The sequence below is a fragment of the Rhizosphaericola mali genome (genome assembly GCF_004337365.2).
GTDB classification, from domain to species: Bacteria; Bacteroidota; Bacteroidia; order Chitinophagales; family Chitinophagaceae; genus Rhizosphaericola; species Rhizosphaericola mali.
Map to the genome: position 1 here is coordinate 3,170,137 of NZ_CP044016.1, position 25,709 is coordinate 3,195,845.

Genomic DNA, 25,709 nt, shown 5'->3' on the forward strand with positions numbered 1-25,709 from the left:
TGATTAATTTAAACTTGATACAACTGAATTTTGAATTACAGGTTCTTCTTTACCAATACTTTGTAGTAAAGCATTGTATTGTTCTTCATCTTTGTCCTTTATTTTATCAAGGATAAATTGAGCAACTCTTTTTAATTCAGGTATATCAATTGGACTCATTCCGCGGTCAAAAATTTCTTCTAAATGTGATAATTCATTATTTACACGGTCTGTTAATGTTGCCGCTTGCTGATCGTTTCCAAAATATTTTAACAGTCTCTTTGAATTAGCATTTTGAGTTTGATTATCAATTTTTGATGGATATTTATAAAATAATAATGCTTCTAAAAATTTTCTAGCATTATTTCCGAAATTATAGAATAGAGAATGGTTATCATCATTTATTATTTCAGCTTTAGCGCATTTGTAAATTTGTTCAAATAAGAAATTAAATTCAGTAACATAATTCTTTAAATAATTTGGCATTAGAGCTAATTCACTATAATCGCTATATCTATTAATTATAAAATACTCATATTGATTTTTCGAGAATTTCAATCTTTTTAGATATTTTAAAAAATCTAAATTATGTGTTGAAAGAAAAATCTGTTGAAACCTTTCTTTTATAAATAGCTCAGAATTTATTAAACTGTATATATAGAAAATATGATTCGAATCCAGACTGGAAATAGGATCATCAATAAAAATAATGGGTTTTTGTCCTGCAGTATGAATATCATCTAACTTAGCCATAAAGTAGCAAAATGAAATAATACTACACTCCCCTTCACTAAGATGATATGCAAGATTCCTATTTCTAACAATATTAAATCTGATTTTTTTGTAGGAATCAATTTCTTCTTCAATAGCTTGTAATTCTAAATTTTGATGTCCAAAATAATTTCGCAAATACTCATTAACTCTCCTTGCCCCCTCTTCTTCGTTATTCAATTGACGAGATAAGTCTTCAATTTCTTTTTCCTTTTGTTTGATAAATACAACTAAATCATCTCTTTCTTGTTTTTTTGTGTTATAATCGGATTCCTTAGCAGTAATATTTGTTTGAAGAGCAGAGTATTGAATTGTATCTACAAATCGTTTAACTTCTAAAAGTCTCAATTCTTCTTTTGCTTCCTTAATTTTATCAATTAATTCATTTGAATAAGCATTATTTTTATCTCTAAGTTCATTGTAGCTTGTAATCACATCAGTTAAACTTTCTTCTGAAAAGGAGATTGAATCTTCAACTGTAACAGGAGTGTGAATTGCTGATAAACGTTCATTAATTTTAGACACTAAAAACTCTAAATCAGTTTTATAATTAGTAATATGTACATTGAAATTTAAAGAACATGCCGCCAATTCTTCATGAAAGCTAATATAAAAAAAATCTGAACTTGGTAACCTGTATGACTCTACATTAGCTATTTCTGTTTCAAGTTGTCTTTTATAAGACAAAAGAGAATCCCCAAGTTTTTTGGTCTCATCATCAAAATGATCGTCTAATTGTTCCCAACGAGATGTTTTAATAGGATTACCACAAAACTTACAATCACAATTTCTGTTTTCTGTATGAAGTTCATAACCCTTTTTTACCCATTCGTTTAGAGAACTATTTGCTAATAATTCAGCAATTTTGTTCCCATCTAATAATGATTGATTTAATAAATCTGTAATTTTCGCTAAAACTTGAGTATAAACATTTATAAATTTAATTTCTTTCGTAACATTCGTTTTTTGTACTTCTTTTATTTGTTGAAGATTTAAAGCTTCTTTAGAAGAATCGATTGGAACAAAAGATCCTTTTAAGACAATTCCAATATCACGATTTAGCTTTGTAATATTATAGCTAATATCCCCAAATTTTGCATGCTGTTGCTTTATGCTATTTGTTCCACCTGTTGCTTTAGTAGTTAGCTGAGACTCTAAATTGCGTTTAAGATCTGAGTATTCATTTTCTTTAGTTATAACTAAAGTTATTAAATCGTCTAAATCTTTATATTTTAATGTTTTTAAATCCTCTTTCTTTTCTCCCAATTCTCCTTTAATAGCCTCAATTTGAGCTTCAATTTCAGCATTTTCTCCTAAAATAGCGAATGGTTTTATTTCAGAATCAGGATCTATAATAAATCTTAGATTTTCCTTAATAAAATCTTCATTAAAACATCTCACATTTAATTTGTTTGTCCGAAAATTATTTTGGTCAATTGTATTATTATCTAAAACTATTTGAAATTCAGGATTAATATATTTGGGAGAAATCTCTTTAGTCTCTAAGGCTCTGATTATTCTTGATAATGTAGTCTTGCCTGAATAATTCCTCCCATAGATTATATTTTCTTTTTTAAAATAAGCTGGATTGTTTCCTTTATCTCTAACAGTAACATCCCATTGGAAATTTTGATATAAACCTAGATTATTTATATTTATTTTTTTAATCATGATTATTAGTAGTTTTCAAATAGTTTTTATTAGTTCTCAACTGCCTCCATCCTCGCCAATCTCGATAACAACAAACTTTGCAGATGTGTGAGTTTTTGGTTTTGTGTTCTCGCATTATTTATCATTTCAAAAGATTTTTCAATATTCTTTTGAAATGATTTTAGACTAGATTGTATTGGCATTAATATTTTAAATTTTTCAATATCAGATTTTGTTATTGCCTCTCTCGTAGAGCCAGATTGACTAACCCCCAGCAAGATGTTTTTACTTTCAACACTTGTCAAATTCATAAGCAAATAATAATTTGCAAATTGTTCAGAAAAAGGACGGATTAGCATTACGTGTTGATTCACTCTAGCTGGAATTACTTCTGTTGGAACAATTGTACACCGAGCTACAGAAACTCCAGTAATATTAATTAACAAATCATATTTTTCAACAGAAACATTCGCTAATTTTCTAGCTTGTCCATCATTTATAAATGCTAAATCATCAAAAACGAATTCTAAGTCATGTACATTCATACTCCGTATTAATGAAATACCATCTTTACAATAACTCTCTTTTCCTCCTGAAGGAGTTGAACCACTCCCTATTTTTGAACAAATTTCACCCAAACTTTTTACCTCCCAACCATTAGGAATTTTTTTTTGCAACTCTTCGTTAAAAATCATTTTTCCGCCAGAAGATTTGTAAGGTTTTCCCTCTTCGTTTGGAAACTCAAAATCTACAAACCAATGTTTGTACAAAGCTTGAGCAGTGGCTTCTAGTTTTTCGCAAATTTGCTCGTTGACTTTTATTTTGTTAGCCACCCATTGGTATTGATCAACTATTTTTTGCTGTTCTTCGATGCTGGGAACAGGAAGTTCCACTTCGCACAATTCTTCCCACTGAAAACCACCTCGAATAGAACTATCACATCTGAAATCTGCATAACGATCAAATTCACTTCTTCTAAACCAAAGCATTAAATACTCTGGAAGAAGGAGTTTCTCATCTTTAATTTCAAAAACAACGTAAGCAGGCGATATAATAACATCTTCACCCAAACTATTAAGTACAACTGGAAATTTATGCACTCGTATAACGGACATAAAATCGCAACAAAACTGACCTTGCTTTACAATTTTATAATTTGACAAATCCGTTCCAACAATATTAGAAGTTGACTTTCTAAATTCTTTTGACATACTCAATCCTTGTAAATTGAGTATTTTCAAATCTTTATTTTTATTATCTACTTTACGTATAAATTCACCCAATAATTTATAACTCATAGCCCAACTCTTTAAATACGTTTTGAACTTGTTGTTTTAGTTCGGCTTCTTGTTCAAATAAGCTTTGCAAATCTGTTTGTAAAGTTCGCATTTGATCGGCATAGTCTAAAGATTCATCTCGATTCACAAACTCAATATATTTGCTCGGTACTAAAGAGTAATCTTTCTTACGGATCTCTTCTAAACTAGCAGCATAACAAAACTCTGGAATGTTTTCATAATTTTCTTTCCAAGCCTCTTGTTGCCAATTATGATACGTTGTAGTAATAGTTTGGATGTCTTCTTTAGAAAACTGAATGTATTTCTTTTCAAACGGTTCGCCTTTTTGTCGCAAATCCATAAACAAAACTTCGTGTTGGCGATCACGGTAATGTTTTTCGCCATCAATTACTTGTACATTGTGTGCCTTTTTATTTCTGTTCAAAATCCAAAGCGTCACCGAAATATCAGTGGAATAAAACATCGCTCTCGGCAAAATAACAATGGCTTCCACCAAATCATTTTCCAGAATCTGCTTACGGATTTCGTATTCGTCACCACTGCCACTGAGAGCGCCGTTTGCCAAGATAAATCCTGCCACACCGTTTTGCGATAATTTAGAAATCATATTGAGAATCCAAGCGTAATTGGCATTGGATTTTGGCGGCACTTTGTAACCTGCCCAACGTGGATCATCCGTTAATTCATTTTCGGCGCGCCAATCTTTTAAATTAAATGGCGGATTCGCCATAATGTAATCGGCTTTCAAATCTTTGTGCTGATCGTCGCCAAAAGTATCTGCGGCTTTCATTCCCAAATTGGAAGAAATCCCTCGAATCGCCAAGTTCATTTTTGCCAATTTAAAAGTGGTATTCGTGAGTTCTTGTCCGTAAATAGAAATGTCTTTTTTGTTTCCTTTATGGTTCTCTATAAACTTCAACGATTGCACAAACATACCACCCGAACCGCAAGACGGATCATAGATTTTACCTTTGTAAGGTTCTATCATCTCCGCAATTAGGTTAACAATGGATTTTGGTGTGTAGAATTCACCTTTACCTTTCCCTTCTGCAATCGCAAACTTGGACAAAAAATATTCGTACACTCTACCAACAATATCCTGAGACTCATCTTTCAGCGTATCAATATTATTCACTGTATCCAACAAGGCAGAAAACTTAGATTGATCCAATCCTAATCGTGAAAAATAATTGTCTGGCAAAGCGCCTTCCAATGATTTATTGGTACGTTCGATCGTTTTGAGCGCGGAATCTACCTTTAAGGTAATATCTTCTTGCTTTGCATTTTCGATGATAAATGTCCAACGAGATTCTTCCGGCAGATAAAATACATTTTCTGCTTGGTAGAATTCGGGGATTTCCAAGAACGCCTCTTTGCCTTCTTTCGTTAATTCGTCTCTACGTTTTAGGAATTTGTCGTTCGCAAACTTGAGGAATATCAAGCTAAGAACAACATGTTTATATTCGGATGGTTCCACTGAACCACGTAGTTTATTTGCAGAGTCCCAGAGAATTTCTTCAGTGGATTTAGAGGATGATGCCTTGGCCATATTTTAAATTATTCTGGATGCCAATTTACAAGAAGAAATATAAAATCTCAACAAAAATCACCATTATCCAATTAAAAATTAAAAGCAAGGCAAGATATTTAATATTTAAACAAAGGCATTACGGAAAGCCGTAATTTAAAATACTCTAGAGTTTTTTCATTTGTATAACTTATTTATTGGCTTTCACTCTAGCTTTTATTTTATGTTGCAGATCTTCTAAAGTATTGTATTATCCTCCTTTTGTTCATTGAACTTTTGTATCTCCGATTTTGGGTTTCTTACATAAAATAGTCCTTGTACTTTAACAAATTTTAACGGTACCCACATGTCATCACCTTGTGATTTTTCTTCTCTGCTTGTCTGAGTTTTGCTCTTGAAGAAAATGGAAAATCATGGAAGAATACAACCGAAAATTATTAATACTCCGTCGTGATGAGCTTTTGACCAGAGGAGATTTGGAAGATTTCAAGATAGAGTTACTACACGCCATTCGACAACTTTCCATAGAAATAACTGGCACACCTTCGAAGTTGTGGTTGAAAAGTTATGAGGTCAGAGAATTGTTGGGTATTAGTGGACCAACCTTACAGGCGATGCGTGATAAGGGAACAATTCCTTTCACCCGTATTGGAGGTGCTATCTTTTACTATCGTACAGATTTAGAAAAGATGATGGAACATTTCAAAAAAAATCCTCTAAAAAACTAGCGTCATGAAAAATATTATTCAAAAGCATCAAGGATTTGGATGCCTGATTCCGCCAAAAAAAGAGTTGGTGTTAGTCTACTTTTTACAAAAAGGAGTTCCGCAATTGAATGCTTCCCAGTTTTGGAATTTCATGGAAAGAAACAAATGGAAAGCCAGAAGTGGCACTCCCATAAGAGATTGGAAGAAAGCAGCATTTGACTGGCTTTTTGTTCCGAAATGAAACGATTTATCCTCACCAAACAATCTCATCTACAAAACAATATAGTTATGCAACACGAGCAATTCAATTTCAAAGCAGCCAAGGAACAAATAGATTTAGTGGATTATATTTTTTCTTTAGGATTCCAATATTCCAAGCAAAATCATCACGACTATTGGTTTAAATCGCCCTTACATGAAGAGCATACGGCATCCTTCAAAGTCGATCGAAAGAGGCAAATTTGGTATGACCATGGCACAGGACAAGGCGGAGACTTGATAGATTTTATCAAGGCATTTCATCGATGTAATTTCAAAGAATCTTTGATAAAATTGCAAGAATTTCAGGGATTAAATCCTTCTACTTTGGAGGTAAAAAATAAACAGAATATCGAACTAGGTAATTTCGAAAATGCGGATAGACATATCCATATTATTTCGGAGCGTTCCATCCAAAAATATTATCTGATACAATATATTCAAAGTAGAAGTATCTCTATTTCCCTTGCCGAAAAGTATTTGAAAGAAGTAGATTATTCATTGAATGGACGATACTATACAGCCTTAGGATTTGCAAACAATGGCGGCGGTTATGAGCTGCGAAACAAATATTTCAAGGGAAGTTCTATGCCAAAAGCGCCAACGATTCTTTCATTAAGTGAAAGTGAAAATGATTTTTCGCAGCAGAGTTTGGCTGTTTTTGAGGGCTTTTTTAGTATGCTTTCTTTTCTAGAACTACTCGAAAAAGACAAACATTTTGTTGAAAAACCAGACAGTATTCTAGTGCTAAACTCGCTTTCTTTTCTGAATAAATCACAAGATTTGATTTTATCCTTTGGTCAAATAGATCTGTATTTGGACGGTGATATGGCGGGTAAAAAGGCAACCGAGCAAGCACTTTCTTGGAGTGAAAAGATAAGAGATTATAGCCATTTATACGAAGGTTTTAAAGATTTAAATACTTACTTGGTGGCTCAAAATTTACAACACAAAGAGCAGGAAGATCCTAAGATATCTTATGGTTTACGACGATGACCCTTTCTTTTCCTCCGCCAATAAATTTCTCAAAAATCATAGTTCAAGAAGTTTTTAAAATAAATTTTTAGGGTGCTTTATGTTACCCATTTAATCAGCTCATTTTTTCATCTGAAAAAAGCTGTATTGGAAGCCTTGAATATCCGCGTGGATATAGCAAGTTGTTCAATTGTTTCACAATTGGACTTGCAAGGCCTTTGTCCATTGGAGCAAAGGCATTAAAAAAGACTTCGGAACTCGTCTTTTTTCTTTTGGAATCGTATTTCATTCATTGAATCATAAATGCATTTATATGGAATCACACAAGCAAGAAAATAGAAATCTGTGGCTTCATGTTCGCTTAACTATATCTGAAATGAATCAAGTTAGAGATGCCATTGCATCCAGTACAGAACGCAAAATAAGTACCTATGCCCGGAAATTAATTCTGGGTCAACCAGTCATTTTAAAAGTACGCAACGCTTCCACTGATGCATTTATTCAAGAGTTGAATACACTTAAAAGAGAACTGTCTGCCATCGGTAGCAATTTCAATCAAGTGGTAAAAAATATCAACACTTTTAAAGATTCTCCCGAAGGTAAAATATGGTTTCCGTTGGCATTGGAAAACCAAAAAAGATTGATAGAGAAGACTGGTGTTATACAAAAACAAATACAACAATTTGCCAGACAATGGTTGCAAAAATAATGGTAGGTAAAAATATGAATGGAGCATTGAGCTATAATGAAATTAAAGTTTCAGAAGCAAAAGCAGCCTTGTTGCATGCAGACGGTTTTCTGTTATCATTGGAACAACTTTCCTTTCAAGATAAGCTATTTGTATTCTCCAATAGGACTGAGTTGAACGATCGGGCTAAAAGCAATTGTGTGCATATCAGTATCAATTTTGACAAGAAAGATGCTTTAAATAAAAGTGATTTACTTTCTATTACGGAAAAATACCTGAAACAAATTGGATTTAATGAGCAGCCTTATTTGATATATGAACATTACGATGCCGCACATAAACATGTCCATGTAGTAACTACCAACATTAGATCCGACGGCGCACAGATACCGATGTATAATTTAGGAAGAGATAAAAGCATGAAAGCCTGCCGCACTTTGGAAAAGGAATATGGATTGGTCAATGCCACCTCAAAAAAACAAGGTGAAGTAGAATCGTTAAAACCCATCTTAGAGAAAGTTATTTATGGCAAAAGCGAAACCAAGTCTGCAATTTCCAACGTAGTAAGGGCGATTATTAGAGACTATAAATTCACTTCGTTAGCAGAAATGAATGCGGTATTAAAAGGATTTAACGTGGAAGCCTACAGAGGAGAAAAAGGAACTAAGATGTTTGAAAAAAGTGGTTTGACCTATCACGTATTGGATAAGAAAGGTAATCACATTGGTGTTCCCATTAAAGCAAGCTCTATATATACCAAACCGACTCTAAAAAATATGGAATCTATTTTCTTGGCAAATAAAAGCAAAAAAATCCTCCATAAGAAATAATGAACGTCCACCTTTTGAAATACATACTGCAACAGAGGCTATATCTATAGAACATCGAAATAATGGTAATTATACGGTGAAGCTTTTTCAACAAAGAACGCAACGATACATTCAACTGGATGCTGATGTTGTAATTCTCGCAACGGGTTACGTTACTAAAAGTCCATCAAACTTACTTTCTTCCATAGAAAAATCTATGAAAATAAATGAGCAGGCATTTCCAATCTGTGGAGAGGATTACAATATTTATGAAAAAAAATTTGGAAAAATCTATATTCAAAATGCAGAAATAAACACGCATGGCTTTAATGCAGCAGATTTAAGCTTGGGTCCTTACAGAAATGCCTGCATCATCAATAGCATCCTAAATAAAAAATATTATGATATAACTAATTTACCAGTTTTCCATCAGTTTGTCTCATAAATTGTGACATGAAATTACAATGAATGAAAGGAAAATACCTAGGCCTATTTTGAAAACAATCTTCCATTTTTAACTAAAACTAAAGATCATGGAAAAATTCGTAACAGAACTATGGGAATCCTTGAAAAAAGAATTAACACATTTGAAACAAAAAGAATTGGGATCTATAGATTTACATAAAGCATCATTACTATTTTGTAACAAAGCCTTACAAGAACTAAAACTTTACATATATGCCTATCATTTTGTAAATCAAGAAGAAGAGATACATTTTCATAAGTATTTAGCTCCAAAATTTAACAGTGCCTATATTTTTCATTATCGAGCATGGAAATTTTCACTCTCTAAATCTATTTATGGAAAAAAAGCAAAAAATCGGGAAGAAAAAGAAATTAACCGTTTTTTACTTCGCAATGCAGAATTATATAGTTATATGGCTCGTAACGACAACTATCTCGATGCTATATACTATACAAAAATTAAGGCTCAATTAGAAATTCCATTTGATGAAGAATTTATGCAGATCATAGATAAACAATTTGTTACAGCACATTCCTATAAAATAGCTCAACTACAAGCTTATAAAAAGCTATCCTTTTGGCTGCAAAAACAACAAAATTGCATATCGTCTCAAAACAATCAAGCTCAAAATATAGGAACCAATCTTAATTGGACAGATACAGGTATGTCGTTAACCGAGATGGCTTATGCACTGAAATACTCTGGCGCTATAAACCAGGGAAATGTAGACGTAAAAACAATCGCAGATGCATTAGCACAAGTTTTCAATACTCAACAAGTAAATATTTACCGAAATAAGCAAGATTTATATTCAAGAAAAAATCAAAGCATGTTTATAGATAAATTACGAAAAGACTTAATTCGCGGCCTAGAACAGTCTGATTTAGGATCTTAAGTCTTATTAAATTATACATTTATCCGCAACATCTTAAAAAATCTCTTTTACGTAAGAAATTATCGTTTTTTGACAATCTCTATGCGTGAATTTGGAAACTTACCGAAAAATGATTAAATTCCATAAATTACAAACCCTTCAATTTTTTTATGATTCTATCCTCTATCATTTGCGTAGCACTAGCTGTTTATTTAGGAATTTCATCAAGGTCTAAAAAATCAAAGTAAAATCCCTTTGCATAAAAATGCAAAAGGATCGTATACTTCATTATTAATTAGAACCCGTTGTGCATTTAGAGATTTTTTTCATTGAATTTGGGAAAAGATTGCTTCACTACGTTCGCAATGACGCGACTTATCGCCAATATTTTCAAATTTAAGCGTCTTTGCGAGGAAGAATGACGAAGCAATCTCCTAATTAAACTGTTTTCTTTCCTAAATGCACAACGGGTTATATTATATTAATTCTGTAGCTTTAATTATAATACCATATTTTCTAGGTAGCAATTCGGTTAGTTAAAAAATAATACAGTTCTACTTCATTGAAATTCAACGATTAATTAATATAGTTCGAATCCCTGCCTCACCGCTAGATAGGAGATCAAACTAGTTTAAAACCGTGGTAAATCAATGATTATCACGGTTTTTTGTTTTATTTCTAATCCGATTTAGTTCAAATAAATTCAAATAAAAAGGTTGCAATTCGGTTAGCACAAATTTTTAATAAAATTGCTAACCGAATTAGATCTAAACATTTGATATTTAACAAATTACCGAGTTGTTACTTTGAAAGTTATGATTATTTCATTTTTTAACTTTTTAATGTTTAATCATGAACTTAAATCCTTTTTCCATTAGATTTTGGCAAGCAAAATCTAGAAATGTAGATGGGCTTTCATTAATTTATGCCAGAATCACTATCAACGGTGATCGCATTGAAATTTCAACAAATCGAAAAATTAATGCTATTCTTTGGAATGCCAAGCTTCAAAAGGCTAATGGAAAATCAGCAGAAGCACAAACTCTAAATAATCATTTAGAAGCAATAAAAACATCCGACTTCTTTCATTATCTTTCTATTCATGAAAAACTATCCAATAATAGAGCCATGAAATATATAGTGCCTTTTCAAAAATTAATTAGGTTTGGAGATAAATTAATCGATTCCTTAACTGAGAAAAAATGATCTAGACCTCTTACAAGCTTAAAACTCGTTAATTAGCCTTACAGGGGGAAGTAAATCAGTAAGTTACAATAACTCTTTTTTTGAGGTATCGAGGGGCTGAAGCTTCTTTTAGCATAAAATCAGCCACGTCCATTCTGGATATCTTTCCAACCTTCATCCTCTTTTCGAAAGACGAATAGACCTTGTAGTTAGATGTTAACGGTGCATCACTCAATATGCCAGGTTGCAACATTACCCATTGTAGATAACTCTGTTCGAAAATATCCTCCATGAGTTTTTTGTCCCTGTACTGATCTTTCAAAAAGAGGCTGATGACCAACTTTATAAATATACTTGCATAGCGATACCCTTCACCGACACCAAATCCTGAAATGAAAATGACTGGGCTGATATAATTCACTCGCTCGGCAGCTTTGACAACTGCTTTGGCCATATCTGAGAAAAGGGTTGAATTTTTCTTTTGTTTTGTACCTATGGTAATCAATACAGCATCTGTATTTAATATAGCTCTTTCAACATCGTCTGGATTTGTCGCGCTTCCCGTTATTTTGATAAGGTTCTCATCGTCAGGCAATGTATCGAGCCGTGATGACAACGCTGTTACCCTATATCCTTTTTTAAGGGCTTGTAAAACAGATTGATATCCAACCCCGTTAGAGGCTCCGATTATTGTAATATGCATGATATAATTTTATTTTTGAAAATTGATGGCTACCGCTTCCGACGTACCCACTATGATGCTTTCATCTCCCCATTTCCAGGCTTTCCCATCAGAAGCAAGTATAGTGGCACCCGCTTCTTTTGCAATCAGTATACCTGCAAGCCAGTTATGTGTATCCAAATCACACTGAGCGAAAAGGTCAATACGTCCTGCACCAATATAAGCTAATTGTAGGCCATGCGGTCCGTAATTTCGAACTACTCCGAACCTCTCGGTAAGCCGGATAAGTGCCGATGATAAATCTTTTTCCCACTTGTTCGAAGATTTCAATTGATGGCCATATTCAAGAATAGCTATCATATTCTCAGCAGATTTTTTTTCCGATACAACAATCGGTCTGCCATTAAGGTAGGCTCCCTGATATTTTTCCGCATGAAAACATTCATCAGTTAACGGATCATAGATAATTGAAAAAGCAGGTTCGCCTTTCTCAATCAAAACCAGATTGATTGTCCACCCTGGAATATGCTGTAGGTACTGGATAGCACCATCCATGGTATCGCAGAGCCAATAACATTCATAAGGTGCCGGAGCTAGCTGCGAATTATTATCGAATTCATCGTCACTTGCCCAAGGAATATTCCCATACTCGGTGTCTATGTCTTTCTTTAGCATAGACAGACAGATCTCTTCGATAATGGTCAATGTTTTCATCAAATCATTTGGAGTTGTGGGAACAGGTGCTTTTCTAAATTCACCTAGAAAATATCTTCCTACATTTTTGACCGCCTCAATGGCGATATCTGCACTTGTTGCTATCTGCATTATTGGATGTTTTTATTGATGCAAAACTAGCCACAAATGGAGGAAAGGTGCTAGAACTACGAAGGGGTATGATAGTACTAATCACGGAATTTATTGCGGAAACCCAATGGCGTCATTCCAGTCAGCTTACGAAATAATCTTCCAAAATAAACAGGATCTTCAAAGCCGAGGGTAAAAGCGATTTCCCTTACTTCCAGGTCTGTGAAATAGAGCAATCGTTTAGCTTCCATTATACATTGCTCCTGAAGATGTGCTGTGACCGATTTTCCTGTCACTTCTTTAATGCTGTCATTAAGATGAGCAGTGGTCAGGGATAAATGTCCAGCATATTGGGAGGGACTTTTCCAAGCTTTATAATTGCGTTTCAGCAGTGCCCTGAATTCCTGTTCGATAATGTATGCTCTTTTTTCTTTCGAAGCTCTGCCACCGCTGTTGGTGGAGTTACCGGCTTCCTGAATAAGCAAACAAAGCACCGTGTTAACCAAATGGAATATTGCCCTATGGATATAAACACTTTGTTTCCCTGTTTGAAAAAGAAAAGCACGTTCTAAAATTATATCTATTGATTGCTGAAAGTTAAGTTGCTCTTCTTTGACAGGAAAGATGTGATGATGACTGCTATCAAGAAGCTTTTTAAATTCATCTTCCAAGAATAAATTTTCAATGCCCAGCATCCAGCCCTTAGACCTAACGCTCTTAACCAATTGATGTATCTGCCCCGGCTCTGTCCATAGGAAAAAAGGAGCCTTGACCTCTATCTCTTCGAAATCGATCCTAAATTTATATTGACCTTCAAATGCAAAAAGTAATTGATAATGGTCGTCACGGTGAGGAACTGAGGTATCATGGGTGGATTCACTCATGCTATCGAGTGGTTTAATTAAAATACCATTAGTTCCACTATCCGATAGTCCATACTCTTTAATTTCCTTCTTGTTGCTATTCATCTTTTAACCGATATAACGTGACATAAATATAGTGAAAATACTTTTTTGAACCCGTTGTGCATTTAGGAAAATAATAAAAAAAGATGGCTCATATTTCAACAATAAGTTGTATATTTAATTGATTACCAGTCTATTAAATATTATGAACCATCTTATTCAAAACTACGAAATAATTCTTAAAACATTAGCCGAATTTCCCATAATCTACACACCTTATCTGCAGATTCGCCGTCCTAAGTTATCGAACATGGAATGTATTGCACTAGGACTTACTTCGGAGTTCATGAGCATAGATTCTGAAAATCAATTATTTAGGATGCTAAAAGGTACAAATTTGGAATATAAAATAGACAGGTCTGTATTTAACAGGAGAAGAAAGATGTTGTTTTTATTGACGGAACAAGTGCGCCAGCACATTGCCAATATACTGAATGAAACTGAACAGTTTTTCATTGTAGACAGCATACCGTTGGACATCTGCAAAATGTCCAGAGCTAGTCGCTCTACGGTCTGTAGGGAGTATTTAGAAACCGCACCATCCAAAGGATTCTGCGCTTCACAGAATCGCTGGTTTTACAGATACAAAATACATACGGTTATTTCAGCCAGCGGTACAGTCCAGCACTTTGACATGACCTGCGGCGCCGTTCACGATGTCCATTTTTTAAAGGATGTACAGGCTGAAATGCGCGACTGCACTATCATTGGAGACAAGGGATACATTGCGCCCCCCCAACAACTGGACCTTTTTAGAACCGTAAACATCCAGTTGGAAGTCCCTATGAGGGCAAATCAACATAACTATAATCCTCCGCCACATATCATCAGAAAGACTAGAAAAAGAATAGAGACTTTTTTCTCTCAACTATGCGCTCAGTTTATGATACAAAGAAACTTTTCAAAATCATTCAATGGGTTTAAAACTAGAATCCTCAACAAAATAACGGCTACTACTATCATTCAATTCCTTAAGAAAACGGTTTTTCAACGAAACATAAACAACCTAAAAATTAACATTGCCTAAATGCACAACGGGTTAATTAGATTCAGTAAATCTATTAAATTATTTGATATTCTCAACAAAACAAATCTGCCAACCAAAATTAAATTATCGAAAATTGGGTATTAAAATCCATTCTGATAAATAAAAACTAACAAAAATTAGTAATTAATTCTTCATATTTGCTAAATATTTTAGTATTTACAAATGATGATTATTTCAAAATATCAAGAATCAATGGCTATTGTTTTGCCATTTTTTATAAACCGAGTTCCTGCAGGCTTCCCATCTCCCGCAGCTGATTATGCAAAAGAGGATATCGATTTACCTAAGGAATTGATTAAAAATCCATTATCTACATTTCTAGTTCGTGCTGATGGAGAAAGTATGATCGGTGCAGGAATAAATAGCGGAGCAATATTGATTGTTGATCGTTCCTTAACTGCTAAAAATGGTTCTATTGTGGTGGCTTGCATTTCTGGAGAATTTACCATTAAAAGATTAGTAAGGATTTCTGGAAAATGGTATTTACAACCTGAAAATAATGCGTTTCCTTCCGTTTTAATCAGTGGCAAAGATGATGCAATAATTTGGGGAGTTGTTACATCGGCTGTAAATCAATTTATATGATTGGACTAATTGATTGTAATAACTTTTACGTGAGTTGTGAACGTGTATTTCGTCCAGATCTCAATGGTGTCCCAGTTGTGGTATTGTCAAACAATGACGGTTGTGTCATATCTCGTAGCAATGAAGCAAAAGCATTGGGTATTAAAATGGGACTACCTTATTATCAATTATTAGAGTTACCATTTGGAAAAGAAGTAAAAGTATTTAGTTCTAATTATACTTTATATGGAAGTTTAAGTAATCGTGTACATTCTATACTTAGGCGTTACGTTCCTACTGTCGAGGATTATTCAATAGACGAATCATTCTTAGATTTTAGTAGTATAGAGCATTATATAACCGATCTTTTCCAGTTGGGAATTGAAATTAGAAAAGCAATATTAAAAGAAGTGGGTATTCCTGTTTGCGTTGGTATAGCTCCAACAAAAGCCCTTGCAAAAGCTGCAAACAAATATGCAAAGAAGGAAACTAAAGAGGGTGTGTATTTATGTAAAGAAGATACGCAAACAGTTTTGAAATGGACTGAGATTGGCGATGTTTGGGGCATTGGAAGGCAATATGAAAATGCATTACTAAAATTGAATATTACCAACGCTTGGCAATTTGCGCAATTACCAGAAAAATATGTTTTACAAAAAATGACGGTGGTAGGACATCGTCTTTGGAAGGAGCTAAATGGCATTTCATGTATTGAAATGGAATTAGAGACGCCCGATAAAAAAAACATGGTCGTATCAAGATCTATCCCTCGTAGTTTAACTAAATATGAGGATGTTGAAAATGCCGTATTCAAACATATAGATACCCTAGCTATGAAACTACGTAGACAAAAACAATGCACTAGCTCCATTTCTGTATTTGTACATACTAATAGATTTAGAACCCAAGACAAACAATATTACAATAGTTTTAAAGTTCCCTTACTAAAAGCATCCAACAATACAACTACACTGATCAGAGTGGCTAAAGTAGGTTTACAAAAGATATTCAAACCAGGATTTAATTACAAAAAATGCGGAGTAATGGCATTTGATTTATGCCCTGAGAATGTATTACAAGGATCATTGTTTTCTGTTGCAGAAAATGATAAATCCAATACTGCAATGCATGTTATGGATGAAATAAACAAGCGATATGGCTATAAAGTCACACGGATTGCTGCTCATGGATTTTTGCATAAAGCACACATGTTGATAAATCATATTTCACCATGCTATACAACAGAATTGGATGATATATTAACTATAAAAATTTAGGCTGTTTATTTTTTTAATTAGTAACAAGTATTAATTATATACTTCTCGCTTGGGATTTAACATCCTTTCTTTTTTGTTATCCAATAGCGCAAGATCATTTTTTCCCATTCTTTTATATAAAAGCGATCTAAATTGATATACTTCCGAATTCGTATGATTAATCTCTATTGATTTGCTAAAATAAAATAAAGCCTTATCATTTTGTTTTAAATCAAAATAAACTCTTCCTAAAAAATAAGTTGCAGTATCGCTTCTTTGATTAAAACTCAACGCTTTTTTTAGATCATTTATTGAAAGATCATATAGTTTCAACCTAAAGTAGATCTTAGCTCTTTCGCAATATATATCATTTGTCAACGGTGCAATTCCAATCGATTTATTAATATCATCAAGTGCTTGATTATAGTTTTGCAAAATATAATTAACTCCTGATTTTCCATGCCAATAAGAAAATTCATTAGGGGCCATCTTAGTTGCGGTATTAAAATCCGCTAAAGATTCATACAAATTCTTTTGATAAAATTCTATAGTGGCTTTCAAACCATAGACTTCAGCACTTTGTGTTTTATTAGAAATGCATCTATTACAATCAGCTAAAGCATCATCAAATTTTTCCATCTGCCCAAAAACATGGGCTCTAAATGAATATGATTCCATATCTAAGCTATCTATAGCAATTGCTCTGTTTGCATCAATAAGTGCACCATTGTAATTTTTCATAATTAAGTAAAGTCTACCTCTATTTATTAAGGCATCTTTGGGCGAACTATTTAACTTAATCGCAGCACTATAATCATTGATGCTCTTGATATATTGTTGCATAGAGAAGTAACAATATGCTCGAAGTAAATAACTATTCTCATTTTTATTGCTTAAAGCAATAGATTGATCTAAAGATTGAATACATTTTTGTATATCATTCTTAACAAAATACGCCTGAGCAAGGCTATAATATAACTCGTCAGTAGGTTTTGTTTTTATTTGCTCTTTAATTATAGAAATAGCACTATCGTACTGTTTATTTGCTATTAAAATTTGCCAATCTTGGGTGGTTTGTGAGTATATATACTTTGATAGAAAAAAAGATAAAAAAATTGCAATTAGCCGCGTACTTATAATTTTTGTCATTTAGCGAATTTTGGATAACGCAAATATAAATTGTTGCATTTTAATTTCAATTCTAAATTATAATCTAAAAATTCTAAATTCTATTTAATCTTATTTTGTATCTCTCTAGTATTAGTATCCTCTCCACGCATTCCTGTAACTCTAACAACATGTTTAGCCTCCAAAATCCCATCTTCCAACGGTTGCATTAAATTTTCAATATCTTGTTTCGTATCAGCAATTAACCATTCGTTCCACTTATTTTCTGGAATAATTAAGGGCATTCTTTTTTTTACGTTATGAATTTTCGTCAATAAATCATTTGCAGGAGTTGTAATAATGGAAAATGTATACATTATTTCTCCTGTTTCTTGATCCGTCCATGGTGCATATACAATACCCAAGGAAAATATATTGTGCTCTGGAAAAGTCAGATAGTAATTCTCAGTTTCTTTCTGCCCCTTTATACTATGAGGCTCATAAAATCCGTCAACCAATAAAAGTCCTCGATTTTTTAAGATGTAAGGAGCGTAACTTTTTTTCTCAAAAATAGATTCACTTTCCGCATTTAAGGTATTTGCGTACTTTTTAGCATCGTCTTCGGTTTTAACCCAAAAAGGTAACAGCTTCCATCTTGATGGCTGAATCAATTTAGAATCACTATTTAATATTGTTGGCAAAAATGGTCGAGCAAATCCAGAAACATGATAAAAACTTTCAATAGCCGTTTGAATTACTAAAGATTTATTTATTGCAAATTTCTCTAGCTTTTCCTTTGGAGCGGTTGAAACATGGTAACACATAAACTATCCTATTTCGTCACAAGTTAACAATTGTAGTTTTATCCAATATCTAAAAAATTCAAAAATAAAATCCGACATAATACCACCCACTCTTTTTGTTTAATGCGCTCAATACAATTTATTTTCAAATGGATGAAGATATTGCAGGCGCTACAATGATAGTGGAAATATTCTCTGATTTATTGAGATATCAACTATATAACCCTGATGAAATGGTCCCAATTGAACAAGAGATTCAATGTATAAATAGTTATATACAATTGCAAAAGCTTCGACTTTCGGAAAATTTGGATCTGAAAGTAACGTATGATATTGAATTAAAGGATCAAAAGATTTACATATTATGGTTTTTACCTTTAATTGAAAATGCATTTAAGTATTCGGGTGGTAAATTATATTTAAATATGGAATTGGGAAAAAATGGAAATTGGATAGAATTTTACATTGAAAATTCGAAAGATTCGCTATTGGAATTAAATAAGTTTCAGCAAGGAATTGGTTTGGAAAATCTTAGAAGAAGACTAGAATTAATCTATCCGAACAAACATAGTCTGATTATTCATGCGAGTGATGTTGATTTCAAAGTAATTTTAAAATTGAAATATGCCTGAACGCCTAACTTGTGTTGTCATAGATAATGAGCCCTTTGCGAGAAGAGGGTTAACGCGTTATGTCGAGGATTTATTTTTTTTGCAATTGGTCGGCGTAGGTGAAAATATTGATGATTGAAAAAATATATTAGCAGGCCAGAAAGTGGATCTTTTTTTTGGATATTGAAATGCCACGTAAAACCGGTATAGATTTTTTGTTGGAACATTTGGAACGACCGTTGGTCATACTTACCACAGCTTATTCACAATATGCTTTCCAAAGTTTTGAACTAAATGTATTAGACTATTTAATAAAACCTATTAGTCAAGAAAGATTCATCAAGTCTGTAGAAAAAGCTAGAGACTATATAGACCTAACACATGATCAAAATACTAATTATTTGTTTGTAAAATCCGGTCAAAAAATAGAGAAGATCTATTTTTCAGAGATTAGAGTACTTAAAGCCGCAGAAAACTATGTTACTTTAATATTGGAAGACAGACAATTGTTTGGACATATAACCATGCAACAAATCCTGTCGCAATTACCTGCTGATGATTTTATACAGACACATAAATCCTTTATCGTTTCTATAAAGGATATTGAATACGTAAATACAAATTCTATTGGGATAAAAAATATGGAGATTCCTATTGGGAAAACATTCAAAACTGCTCTAAAAGATAAACTACGGAAAAAGAAGTGATGCCTCCTGCACAAACTGATACATCTCCAATTATTAAAGTTTTTATTATATCCTACTTGTCAATTCCTACTAAAATTTGATGCCAATTCATATCTTAAGTATAATTACTCAACGAGACTTTTAACATTTTTTAACTACCCAACTTGGGAACACCTTGGGATTTCGGCTTCTCCGTTTGGCCAGTTTTGCTATTGTAAACAACACGACACCGTGTTTATTTCAACAACAAAAAAAATCTACCACCATGTTGGAAAAAATTAGCTCGTCGCATTATTGGATGACTATTGGAGTCACCACAGCAGTCTATTATGTAGGTATTGGTTTCCGCTTTTACGGGAAGAAGATCATTCGTTCTTTTTCCCGTAACATTTCTCCAAGGACAAACTTCCCATCGCACAATTCCGCCATCAACGTTATGGGCGCACTATCCCCTGAAAATACCCAGATGGAAGAAGAATCCAATCATGAAATCCCACCAGAAGAAACGCCGGAAACCATTCGGAAACTGGACAAAACAACAGAGACAGGCAACCAGATCACAGAAGTATTGTCGAGTCTGGGTACCAATACAGATTCCAAAGAATTGATCTCAAAACTTTCAAGTATCATCCAAAAACAAAATCTCACGGATGAACTTACGCCCTTCATGGATTCCTTGAATTGGCATATGTCGCAGACCGCACTGGATAGTTGTGGTATTGTACTAGAAGAAGACGACCTCAAAGCCGTCTGGAAAAAAGAATAAGACAACTTTGATTTATCTAATTCTACTTAACTACAACTACATATTTCTGCAATTTTTTAACCTCAAAACCAATCCATCATGAAACTAATCAAAATTCCAAAGACTATAAAGGTCTTGTCAGTCACCATACTTTTGACTACACTCACTGTTGTCGTAATGGCACAGACCGGAGACGGTGCCGCAGGTATTGAAGAAGCTACGACGAAAGTAAAAAGCTATTTCTCCGTTGCCACTAAACTGATGTATGCTATCGGTGCCGTAGTGGGTATCGTAGGTGCCATCAAGGTATTCAACAAATGGAACTCCGGGGACCAAGACACCAACAAAGTGGCCGCCGCATGGTTTGGTAGCTGCATCTTCCTAGTCGTTGTTGCTACCGTCCTACAAAGCTTCTTTGGCGTCTAGTTAAATGGACACTGGGTAACTATTCGTATATAGTTGTCTTGATTCTACAATTCACAATTCATAACTCCAAATTTATCATTGAAATGGAACAAATACTAATACATCAACTACACAGTTATATGCTGCAAAATAATCCAGATCTATTGCTGGCATTGCAGGGAGCAGGAAAGGTAACCGAATACCTGGAACAAAAAGTACAGACCGCCTATCCTTTGTTGGACCAACTGATAGAACAAGAAACCGCTCCCAGTTTCATAGAGGAAGCGTGCATGGATTTTCTGACACAGGACCTAAAACCGTCCCGATACCTTTTTTTGTCGGATTTCTTGGAGACTCAGTTCAGCAGCAAGTATCTAAGGTGGAAACAACAGGGCATACTCGTCTATGAGATTACCAATCTGGAAGCGCTTCTGATTCCCATCTTTGAGGATTTTCAGTTCAGTGAGGATAGCCAGACCGATACCGCCTTCAATTATGTACTGCTCAAAAAAATACAGGAATACTTCCATTCTACCAAAATCATCCATTAAACAGCGATATGCAGTATAGTTTCAACAAGGGCATCAACCGCCCACTGGAATTCAAGGGGATCCGTGCCCAGTATCTGGTCTATATGGTGGTCGGACTCGTCGCTCTGCTGTTTTTGTTTGCTTTGCTTTACCTGATCGGTGTCACACTCTATCTGGTGCTTCCCGTCATTGGCACACTCGGCACCTTGTTGTTTTCAATAGTTGGTAAGTATTCCAAAAAATACGGCGTGCATGGTCTGGGTAAACAAGCAGGATTCAAGGCGCTCCCCAAAGCACTCAAGACCAGGACGATGGTTAGACTATTCAAAGACCTATAGTAATTATTATTTATTTCTTCTTCAACCGGTAAATTATGATCGTTGTTTTTTTTATACTAGTCGTTGTTCTGGTTGCCTCGTTTCTATTGGAACTGAAAGAACCCAAGGACGAACGTCGGGACTTGAAAGAGATGTTCCCTCTTTACAAAATGGAAAACGGATTTTTACTTTCCAAACAGGGAGACATCACCCTTTGTTTGGAGCTGGAACTACCCGAGATATTCACCCTTTCCACGGAAGAATACGAAAGGCTACACGCCCTATGGACAAAGGTGATTGGACTGTTACCCGTTGGATGCATCCTCCACAAAAAAGACGTCTTTACAAAGGATGGAGTGGGCACAGTATCCCAACAAAAGGATTTTCTCTCCCTGAGTGCCAATTCCCATTTCAAGGGAAGGGCAACACTGAAACACCGGAGTTTTTTGATGCTCACAATGAAGGCTCCTGGAAGAAAACCCGCCTCTCACGTCTCCAGTAACCTACTTCGAAAACACTTTATCGAACCCGCAGTGTTGAATAACCGTTTCTTGATGGATTTCCAGGCTAACGTAGCGCGGTTTGAAAGGGTACTTTCAGAAGATGGTCTGGTCAAAAGTCGTCGGTTGTCCGAAGTGCAATTATTGGGCACAAAAGAAAAAAACGGACTATTGGATAGTCATCTAAACCTGGAACCTATGGGTAGTTCATCCAAATTGGTCGATATCCAGTTCAAACCAGAGTTCACAATAGGTAATAAAAAAGTAGTGACCTATAGTCTGTCAGAGACCGAGGACCTACCTGCCTTTGTTGCTTCTTCCAAGAGATATGACAAGTTCAGTACGGACAAAACGACGCTGAGTACCGGTTTTATGGCACCCTTGGGTATTTTGTTGGAATGCAACCATAGCCTGGAACAGTTCATTGTCATCAGCGACGGACAAAAAACAATGCGGGAATTGGAGCAAAAAAGAAAAAGGATGCAGTCCTTATCGTTATCCGGAAGAAACAATGCGCTTAGCGCAAATGCGATCAACGATTTTATGGACGAGTCCATTTCCAAGGGTATAGCCCCCATAAAAGCCCATATACACATCAGCGCCTGGACGGAAGGGAATATTTCCGTGGCAGAACTGGATACCAAAGTTGCTGCCGCCGTCTCGCAGGCAGGTTTCCGCCCCCGAAAGGAGGATCTATGTGCCGCCCAACTGTATTGGGCAGCACTACCTGGAAACGAAAGTGAGATTCCAAGCAGTGAGCTATTTGACACTTTTATTCCACAAGCCTCCTGCATGTTAACTATGGAGACTGCCTACCATAGTGACAAAGCAGATACAGGGACAAGGTTCTGTGACCGTAACGGCATGCCGCTTTGGCTAGATCTCTATGACAACCCTAGAAAGAAAGGTCTTACCTCCAATATGGGTACACTCGTATGTGGTAGCAGTGGCGGTGGTAAATCGATGACCGTCAACCATATCCTTCGTTCCCAATACATACAGGGAGGTCATATCGTTGTGGTGGATATCGGAGGTAGTTACAAGGCGCAATGTGAACTCAGTGGTGGCTATTACTTCACCTACGAGGAAAACAACCCGATCAGGTTCAATCCGTTTTATCTACCGAAAGGGACAACACTGGATACGGAAAAGAAGGAAAGCCTAAAGACCCTACTCGCGGCACTCTGGAAGCAGGAAAACGAGGATTTTACGCGTAGTGAGTACGTGGCACTCTCTAATGCCGTGGCGGGGTATTATATGCATCTTGCAAATAACAATCAGATGTTTCCTTGTTTTGACAGTTTCTATGAATACCTACAATCAGACTATGTGAAGTTACTTGAAACACAGGGCGTTCGAGACCGATATTTTGATGTGCATAATTTCCTTTATGTTTTGAGGCCTTACTATAAAGGTGGAGAATTTGATTTCCTTTTGAACGCCAAAGAGAACCTGGATTTGTTGAATAACCGGTTCATCGTTATAGAACTCGATGCGATCAAGGATCATCCGATCCTGTTCCCGGTGGTAACGATGGTGGTGATGGAACTGTTTATTTCCAAGATGCGCAACCTGGAAGGACAACGCAAGGTACTCTGTGTGGACGAGGCCTGGGCTGCGATCGCCAAGGCGGGTATGGCGGCTTTTTTGAAATACGCTTTCAAGACCATCCGTAAGTTCAACGGGATACCCATCGTCATTACGCAGGAACTCGACGACCTGGTGGACAGTCCGGTTATCAAGGAAGCGATCATCAACAACGCCGATGTCAAGATACTCATGGACATGCGCAAATACCAAAGCAAGTTCGACAAATTACAATCCGTATTGGGACTTTCGGACAAAGGCAAGGCGCTACTATTGTCCGTCAACAAGGAGAACCGGGAGATCTTCATCGATCTCGGTGGGCAAAGCATGAAGGTATTCAAAAACGAACTCTGCCCCGAGGAATACCTCGCCTATACGACCGAAGGCAAGGAACGCGTGGAGGTACTCGAATATGCCAAAAAGTACGGCAGCATGGAAGCCGGTATACGCCAACTCACCAAAAAACAATGACCTCGATTTTTCATTTTTAAAATAATATGTCATGAAAACTAAATTTGGGATAGTCCTCCTTTCCTTAGTATTGACCATTGGGATGTCCGTTGCTCCCACAACAAAAAGCCATGCACTTTTTGGCTCCTTGTTCAGTGATGCCATCAAAGCCGCCATCAAGGCCATTGATATCAGCATACAGAAACTACAAAACCAGACCATTGTCTTACAGAATGCACAAAAAGTAGTGGAAAATACAATGGGTAAACTCAAACTCGACGAGATCGCCGCTTTTGCCCAAAAAGAACAGACCCTGTTCAGTGGTTACTACCAGGAGCTACAGCAGGTAAAATCCGTCATTAGTGGCTATAAAAAAGTGGGAAAAATCTTACAGATGCAGACGCAAATGGTATCGGACTATAAAACAGCCTATAACCTGTTTAAAAACGATGCCCATTTTACGCCAAAGGAGATACTGTACATGTACACGGTCTATACGGGCATACTGGACAAAAGTGTACAGGACCTTTCAGCACTTACTACCATCATCAGTGCCTACTCTACACAAATGAGTGACGGCAGGCGTTTGGCGCTCATCGAAAAGCTGGCGACAAACATGGAAAACAACAGGATTACGCTGCTGCAGTTCAACCGCCAGAACCAACTGGTCTGTATGAGCCGAGCTAGGTCCGAAACAGAAGTAAAAGCCATCAAATCCTATTACGGGCTATAGAAGAAAGCTCCCCCTTATTATCCTTTTGGCCTATTTATAAAACAAAAATATAATAGTTATGAAAATCTCACTTATCACCACATTTATAGTATGTATCCTGGCAACTCGTGGACATGCCCAATTGTTTGGCAACCAAGATAAAAAAATGATCCAAAACAATATCCTCCAGATTGGATATTTACAAACCTATAGTAATCTTTTAGACAAAGGACTTTCAATAGCACAGAATGGGCTGGATCTAACACATTCCTTTAAAAATGGGGAATACGGTTTGCATAGTCTATATTATAGTTCTTTGTTACAGATAAATCCAAACATTCGAAAATATCCTTCGGCTGTTCAAACGATGGAGATCTATGCCAAAATGGAAACATTGCAGACCTCCGTTTACAAAAATATATCCAGCACAGATATGCTATCCTTGCAGGAAAAGAAATACCTGAAAACGCTTGTAAAAGGTCTGATGACAGCAGCTGGAAAAGACATAGACGCGTTAAACAATTTGCTGACAGACGGTAAATACCAGTTGACGGACGATGAACGCATCCAGAGGATAGATTGGAATAGGCGATGAAAGTGACCCCGTTCCGCCAATTCAAACTGACCCCCACTCGCCAAAATTAAATTGACCCCCTATTTCCAAAGTATACTGACCCCCTAAAATATCTAGGAGTCTATGTTGTATTGTAGCGTAAAAACTCGGAAGTTACCACTACATCAAATGGTGA

General features: G+C 35.4%; 30 protein-coding genes. 21 read left to right on the forward strand and 9 right to left on the reverse strand.

The window, feature by feature from the left end; all coding sequences use genetic code 11:
• Window positions 1–3: 3 nt before the first annotated feature.
• The 3 genes from E0W69_RS13640 to E0W69_RS13650 are packed head-to-tail and all read right to left on the reverse strand — an operon-like array spanning window position 4 to window position 5,247.
• A complete protein-coding gene (locus E0W69_RS13640) occupies window positions 4–2,421 on the reverse strand; it encodes an AAA family ATPase (RefSeq protein ID WP_131330599.1) in 2,418 nt (805 codons plus the stop codon).
• A gap of 29 nt (window positions 2,422–2,450) precedes the next feature.
• Entirely contained in the window at window positions 2,451–3,698 is a 1,248-nt protein-coding gene (locus E0W69_RS13645) for a restriction endonuclease subunit S (RefSeq protein WP_131330600.1), read from the reverse strand.
• Complete coding sequence (locus E0W69_RS13650; protein WP_131330601.1) at window positions 3,688–5,247, reverse strand: type I restriction-modification system subunit M; 1,560 nt, start codon at window positions 5,245–5,247, stop codon at window positions 3,688–3,690. The genes E0W69_RS13645 and E0W69_RS13650 overlap by 11 nt, the downstream gene beginning before the upstream one ends.
• 392 nt (window positions 5,248–5,639) lie before the next feature.
• Between E0W69_RS13650 and E0W69_RS13655 the strand changes: the two genes are divergently transcribed.
• The 8 genes from E0W69_RS13655 to E0W69_RS13690 all read left to right on the forward strand — a co-directional run bounded on the left by E0W69_RS13655 (window position 5,640) and on the right by E0W69_RS13690 (window position 11,209).
• Window positions 5,640–5,954 (forward strand): helix-turn-helix domain-containing protein, encoded by a 315-nt coding sequence (locus E0W69_RS13655; RefSeq protein WP_131329400.1) that lies wholly within the window; start codon window positions 5,640–5,642, stop codon window positions 5,952–5,954.
• Between the two features lie 4 nt (window positions 5,955–5,958).
• Window positions 5,959–6,174: a hypothetical protein gene (locus E0W69_RS13660; protein WP_131329401.1), complete on the forward strand. Its 216-nt coding sequence runs from the start codon at window positions 5,959–5,961 to the stop codon at window positions 6,172–6,174.
• A 47-nt stretch (window positions 6,175–6,221) separates the two neighbouring features.
• A complete protein-coding gene (locus E0W69_RS13665) occupies window positions 6,222–7,187 on the forward strand; it encodes a CHC2 zinc finger domain-containing protein (protein WP_191967845.1) in 966 nt (321 codons plus the stop codon).
• Between the two features lie 292 nt (window positions 7,188–7,479).
• Entirely contained in the window at window positions 7,480–7,875 is a 396-nt protein-coding gene (locus E0W69_RS13670; RefSeq protein ID WP_131330603.1) for a plasmid mobilization protein, read from the forward strand.
• Window positions 7,860–8,684, forward strand: coding sequence for a relaxase/mobilization nuclease domain-containing protein (locus tag E0W69_RS13675; RefSeq protein ID WP_191967846.1), 825 nt, complete (start codon window positions 7,860–7,862; stop codon window positions 8,682–8,684). The genes E0W69_RS13670 and E0W69_RS13675 overlap by 16 nt, the downstream gene beginning before the upstream one ends.
• The gene (locus tag E0W69_RS13680; protein WP_225321500.1) at window positions 8,674–9,108 is read left to right on the forward strand and encodes a SidA/IucD/PvdA family monooxygenase; all 435 of its coding nucleotides are present in this window, start codon (window positions 8,674–8,676) and stop codon (window positions 9,106–9,108) included. Before E0W69_RS13675 ends, E0W69_RS13680 begins: the two co-directional genes overlap by 11 nt.
• Window positions 9,109–9,196: 88 nt before the next feature.
• A complete protein-coding gene (locus E0W69_RS13685; protein ID WP_131330606.1) occupies window positions 9,197–10,024 on the forward strand; it encodes an RteC domain-containing protein in 828 nt (275 codons plus the stop codon).
• Window positions 10,025–10,855: 831 nt separating this feature from the next.
• On the forward strand, window positions 10,856–11,209 hold the full coding sequence (locus tag E0W69_RS13690; protein ID WP_131330607.1) for an Arm DNA-binding domain-containing protein: 354 nt from the start codon (window positions 10,856–10,858) through the stop codon (window positions 11,207–11,209).
• 55 nt (window positions 11,210–11,264) lie between these two features.
• On the opposite strand, the gene E0W69_RS13695 is transcribed toward E0W69_RS13690, so the two are convergent.
• The 3 genes from E0W69_RS13695 to E0W69_RS13705 form a co-directional block, all read right to left on the reverse strand.
• A complete protein-coding gene (locus E0W69_RS13695; RefSeq protein ID WP_131330608.1) occupies window positions 11,265–11,891 on the reverse strand; it encodes an NAD(P)-dependent oxidoreductase in 627 nt (208 codons plus the stop codon).
• A gap of 9 nt (window positions 11,892–11,900) precedes the next feature.
• On the reverse strand, window positions 11,901–12,695 hold the full coding sequence (locus E0W69_RS13700; RefSeq protein ID WP_131330609.1) for an inositol monophosphatase family protein: 795 nt from the start codon (window positions 12,693–12,695) through the stop codon (window positions 11,901–11,903).
• Between the two features lie 77 nt (window positions 12,696–12,772).
• Window positions 12,773–13,642 (reverse strand): helix-turn-helix domain-containing protein, encoded by an 870-nt coding sequence (locus tag E0W69_RS13705; protein ID WP_131330610.1) that lies wholly within the window; start codon window positions 13,640–13,642, stop codon window positions 12,773–12,775.
• A 142-nt stretch (window positions 13,643–13,784) separates the two neighbouring features.
• Here E0W69_RS13705 and E0W69_RS13710 point away from each other — a divergent pair, with 142 nt between their 5' ends.
• From E0W69_RS13710 to E0W69_RS13720, 3 genes are all read left to right on the forward strand, one after another.
• Window positions 13,785–14,666, forward strand: coding sequence for an IS982 family transposase (locus tag E0W69_RS13710; protein WP_131330611.1), 882 nt, complete (start codon window positions 13,785–13,787; stop codon window positions 14,664–14,666).
• A gap of 213 nt (window positions 14,667–14,879) precedes the next feature.
• On the forward strand, window positions 14,880–15,272 hold the full coding sequence (locus tag E0W69_RS13715; RefSeq protein WP_131331971.1) for a LexA family protein: 393 nt from the start codon (window positions 14,880–14,882) through the stop codon (window positions 15,270–15,272).
• Window positions 15,269–16,528, forward strand: coding sequence for a Y-family DNA polymerase (locus E0W69_RS13720; RefSeq protein WP_131330612.1), 1,260 nt, complete (start codon window positions 15,269–15,271; stop codon window positions 16,526–16,528). Before E0W69_RS13715 ends, E0W69_RS13720 begins: the two co-directional genes overlap by 4 nt.
• Window positions 16,529–16,558: 30 nt before the next feature.
• Here the strand turns inward: E0W69_RS13720 and E0W69_RS13725 are convergent, their stop codons facing one another.
• Complete coding sequence (locus tag E0W69_RS13725) at window positions 16,559–17,656, reverse strand: tetratricopeptide repeat protein (protein ID WP_131330613.1); 1,098 nt, start codon at window positions 17,654–17,656, stop codon at window positions 16,559–16,561.
• Between the two features lie 80 nt (window positions 17,657–17,736).
• The gene (locus E0W69_RS13730) at window positions 17,737–18,438 is read right to left on the reverse strand and encodes an SOS response-associated peptidase (protein ID WP_131330614.1); all 702 of its coding nucleotides are present in this window, start codon (window positions 18,436–18,438) and stop codon (window positions 17,737–17,739) included.
• Window positions 18,439–18,566: 128 nt separating this feature from the next.
• On the opposite strand from E0W69_RS13730, the gene E0W69_RS13735 reads away from it, so the two are divergent.
• Genes E0W69_RS13735 through E0W69_RS13740 form a run of 3 tightly spaced genes read left to right on the forward strand, consistent with a single transcriptional unit; the run spans window position 18,567 to window position 19,735 of the window.
• On the forward strand, window positions 18,567–19,049 hold the full coding sequence (locus tag E0W69_RS13735; RefSeq protein WP_131330615.1) for a histidine kinase: 483 nt from the start codon (window positions 18,567–18,569) through the stop codon (window positions 19,047–19,049).
• A complete protein-coding gene (locus E0W69_RS20715) occupies window positions 19,042–19,167 on the forward strand; it encodes a hypothetical protein (RefSeq protein WP_255478201.1) in 126 nt (41 codons plus the stop codon). The genes E0W69_RS13735 and E0W69_RS20715 overlap by 8 nt, the downstream gene beginning before the upstream one ends.
• A gap of 49 nt (window positions 19,168–19,216) precedes the next feature.
• Window positions 19,217–19,735, forward strand: coding sequence for a LytR/AlgR family response regulator transcription factor (locus E0W69_RS13740; RefSeq protein ID WP_131330616.1), 519 nt, complete (start codon window positions 19,217–19,219; stop codon window positions 19,733–19,735).
• A 214-nt stretch (window positions 19,736–19,949) separates the two neighbouring features.
• Here E0W69_RS13740 and E0W69_RS13745 read toward each other — a convergent pair whose 3' ends face one another.
• Window positions 19,950–20,132 (reverse strand): hypothetical protein, encoded by a 183-nt coding sequence (locus E0W69_RS13745; RefSeq protein ID WP_131330617.1) that lies wholly within the window; start codon window positions 20,130–20,132, stop codon window positions 19,950–19,952.
• Window positions 20,133–20,150: 18 nt separating this feature from the next.
• On the opposite strand from E0W69_RS13745, the gene E0W69_RS13750 reads away from it, so the two are divergent.
• The 7 genes from E0W69_RS13750 to E0W69_RS13780 all read left to right on the forward strand — a co-directional run bounded on the left by E0W69_RS13750 (window position 20,151) and on the right by E0W69_RS13780 (window position 25,555).
• Window positions 20,151–20,480 (forward strand): hypothetical protein, encoded by a 330-nt coding sequence (locus E0W69_RS13750; RefSeq protein ID WP_131330618.1) that lies wholly within the window; start codon window positions 20,151–20,153, stop codon window positions 20,478–20,480.
• A 78-nt stretch (window positions 20,481–20,558) separates the two neighbouring features.
• Window positions 20,559–20,885: a DUF4134 domain-containing protein gene (locus tag E0W69_RS13755; protein WP_131329427.1), complete on the forward strand. Its 327-nt coding sequence runs from the start codon at window positions 20,559–20,561 to the stop codon at window positions 20,883–20,885.
• 83 nt (window positions 20,886–20,968) lie between these two features.
• Window positions 20,969–21,415, forward strand: a complete 447-nt coding sequence (locus E0W69_RS13760; protein WP_131330619.1) for a hypothetical protein — start codon at window positions 20,969–20,971, stop codon at window positions 21,413–21,415.
• An 8-nt stretch (window positions 21,416–21,423) separates the two neighbouring features.
• The gene (locus tag E0W69_RS13765; protein ID WP_131329430.1) at window positions 21,424–21,732 is read left to right on the forward strand and encodes a DUF4133 domain-containing protein; all 309 of its coding nucleotides are present in this window, start codon (window positions 21,424–21,426) and stop codon (window positions 21,730–21,732) included.
• 35 nt (window positions 21,733–21,767) lie between these two features.
• Window positions 21,768–24,269, forward strand: coding sequence for a TraG family conjugative transposon ATPase (locus E0W69_RS13770; protein WP_131329432.1), 2,502 nt, complete (start codon window positions 21,768–21,770; stop codon window positions 24,267–24,269).
• Window positions 24,270–24,300: 31 nt separating this feature from the next.
• Window positions 24,301–24,981, forward strand: a complete 681-nt coding sequence (locus tag E0W69_RS13775) for a conjugal transfer protein TraI (protein ID WP_131330620.1) — start codon at window positions 24,301–24,303, stop codon at window positions 24,979–24,981.
• A 58-nt stretch (window positions 24,982–25,039) separates the two neighbouring features.
• Window positions 25,040–25,555, forward strand: a complete 516-nt coding sequence (locus tag E0W69_RS13780; RefSeq protein WP_131330621.1) for a hypothetical protein — start codon at window positions 25,040–25,042, stop codon at window positions 25,553–25,555.
• Window positions 25,556–25,709 lie beyond the last annotated feature (154 nt).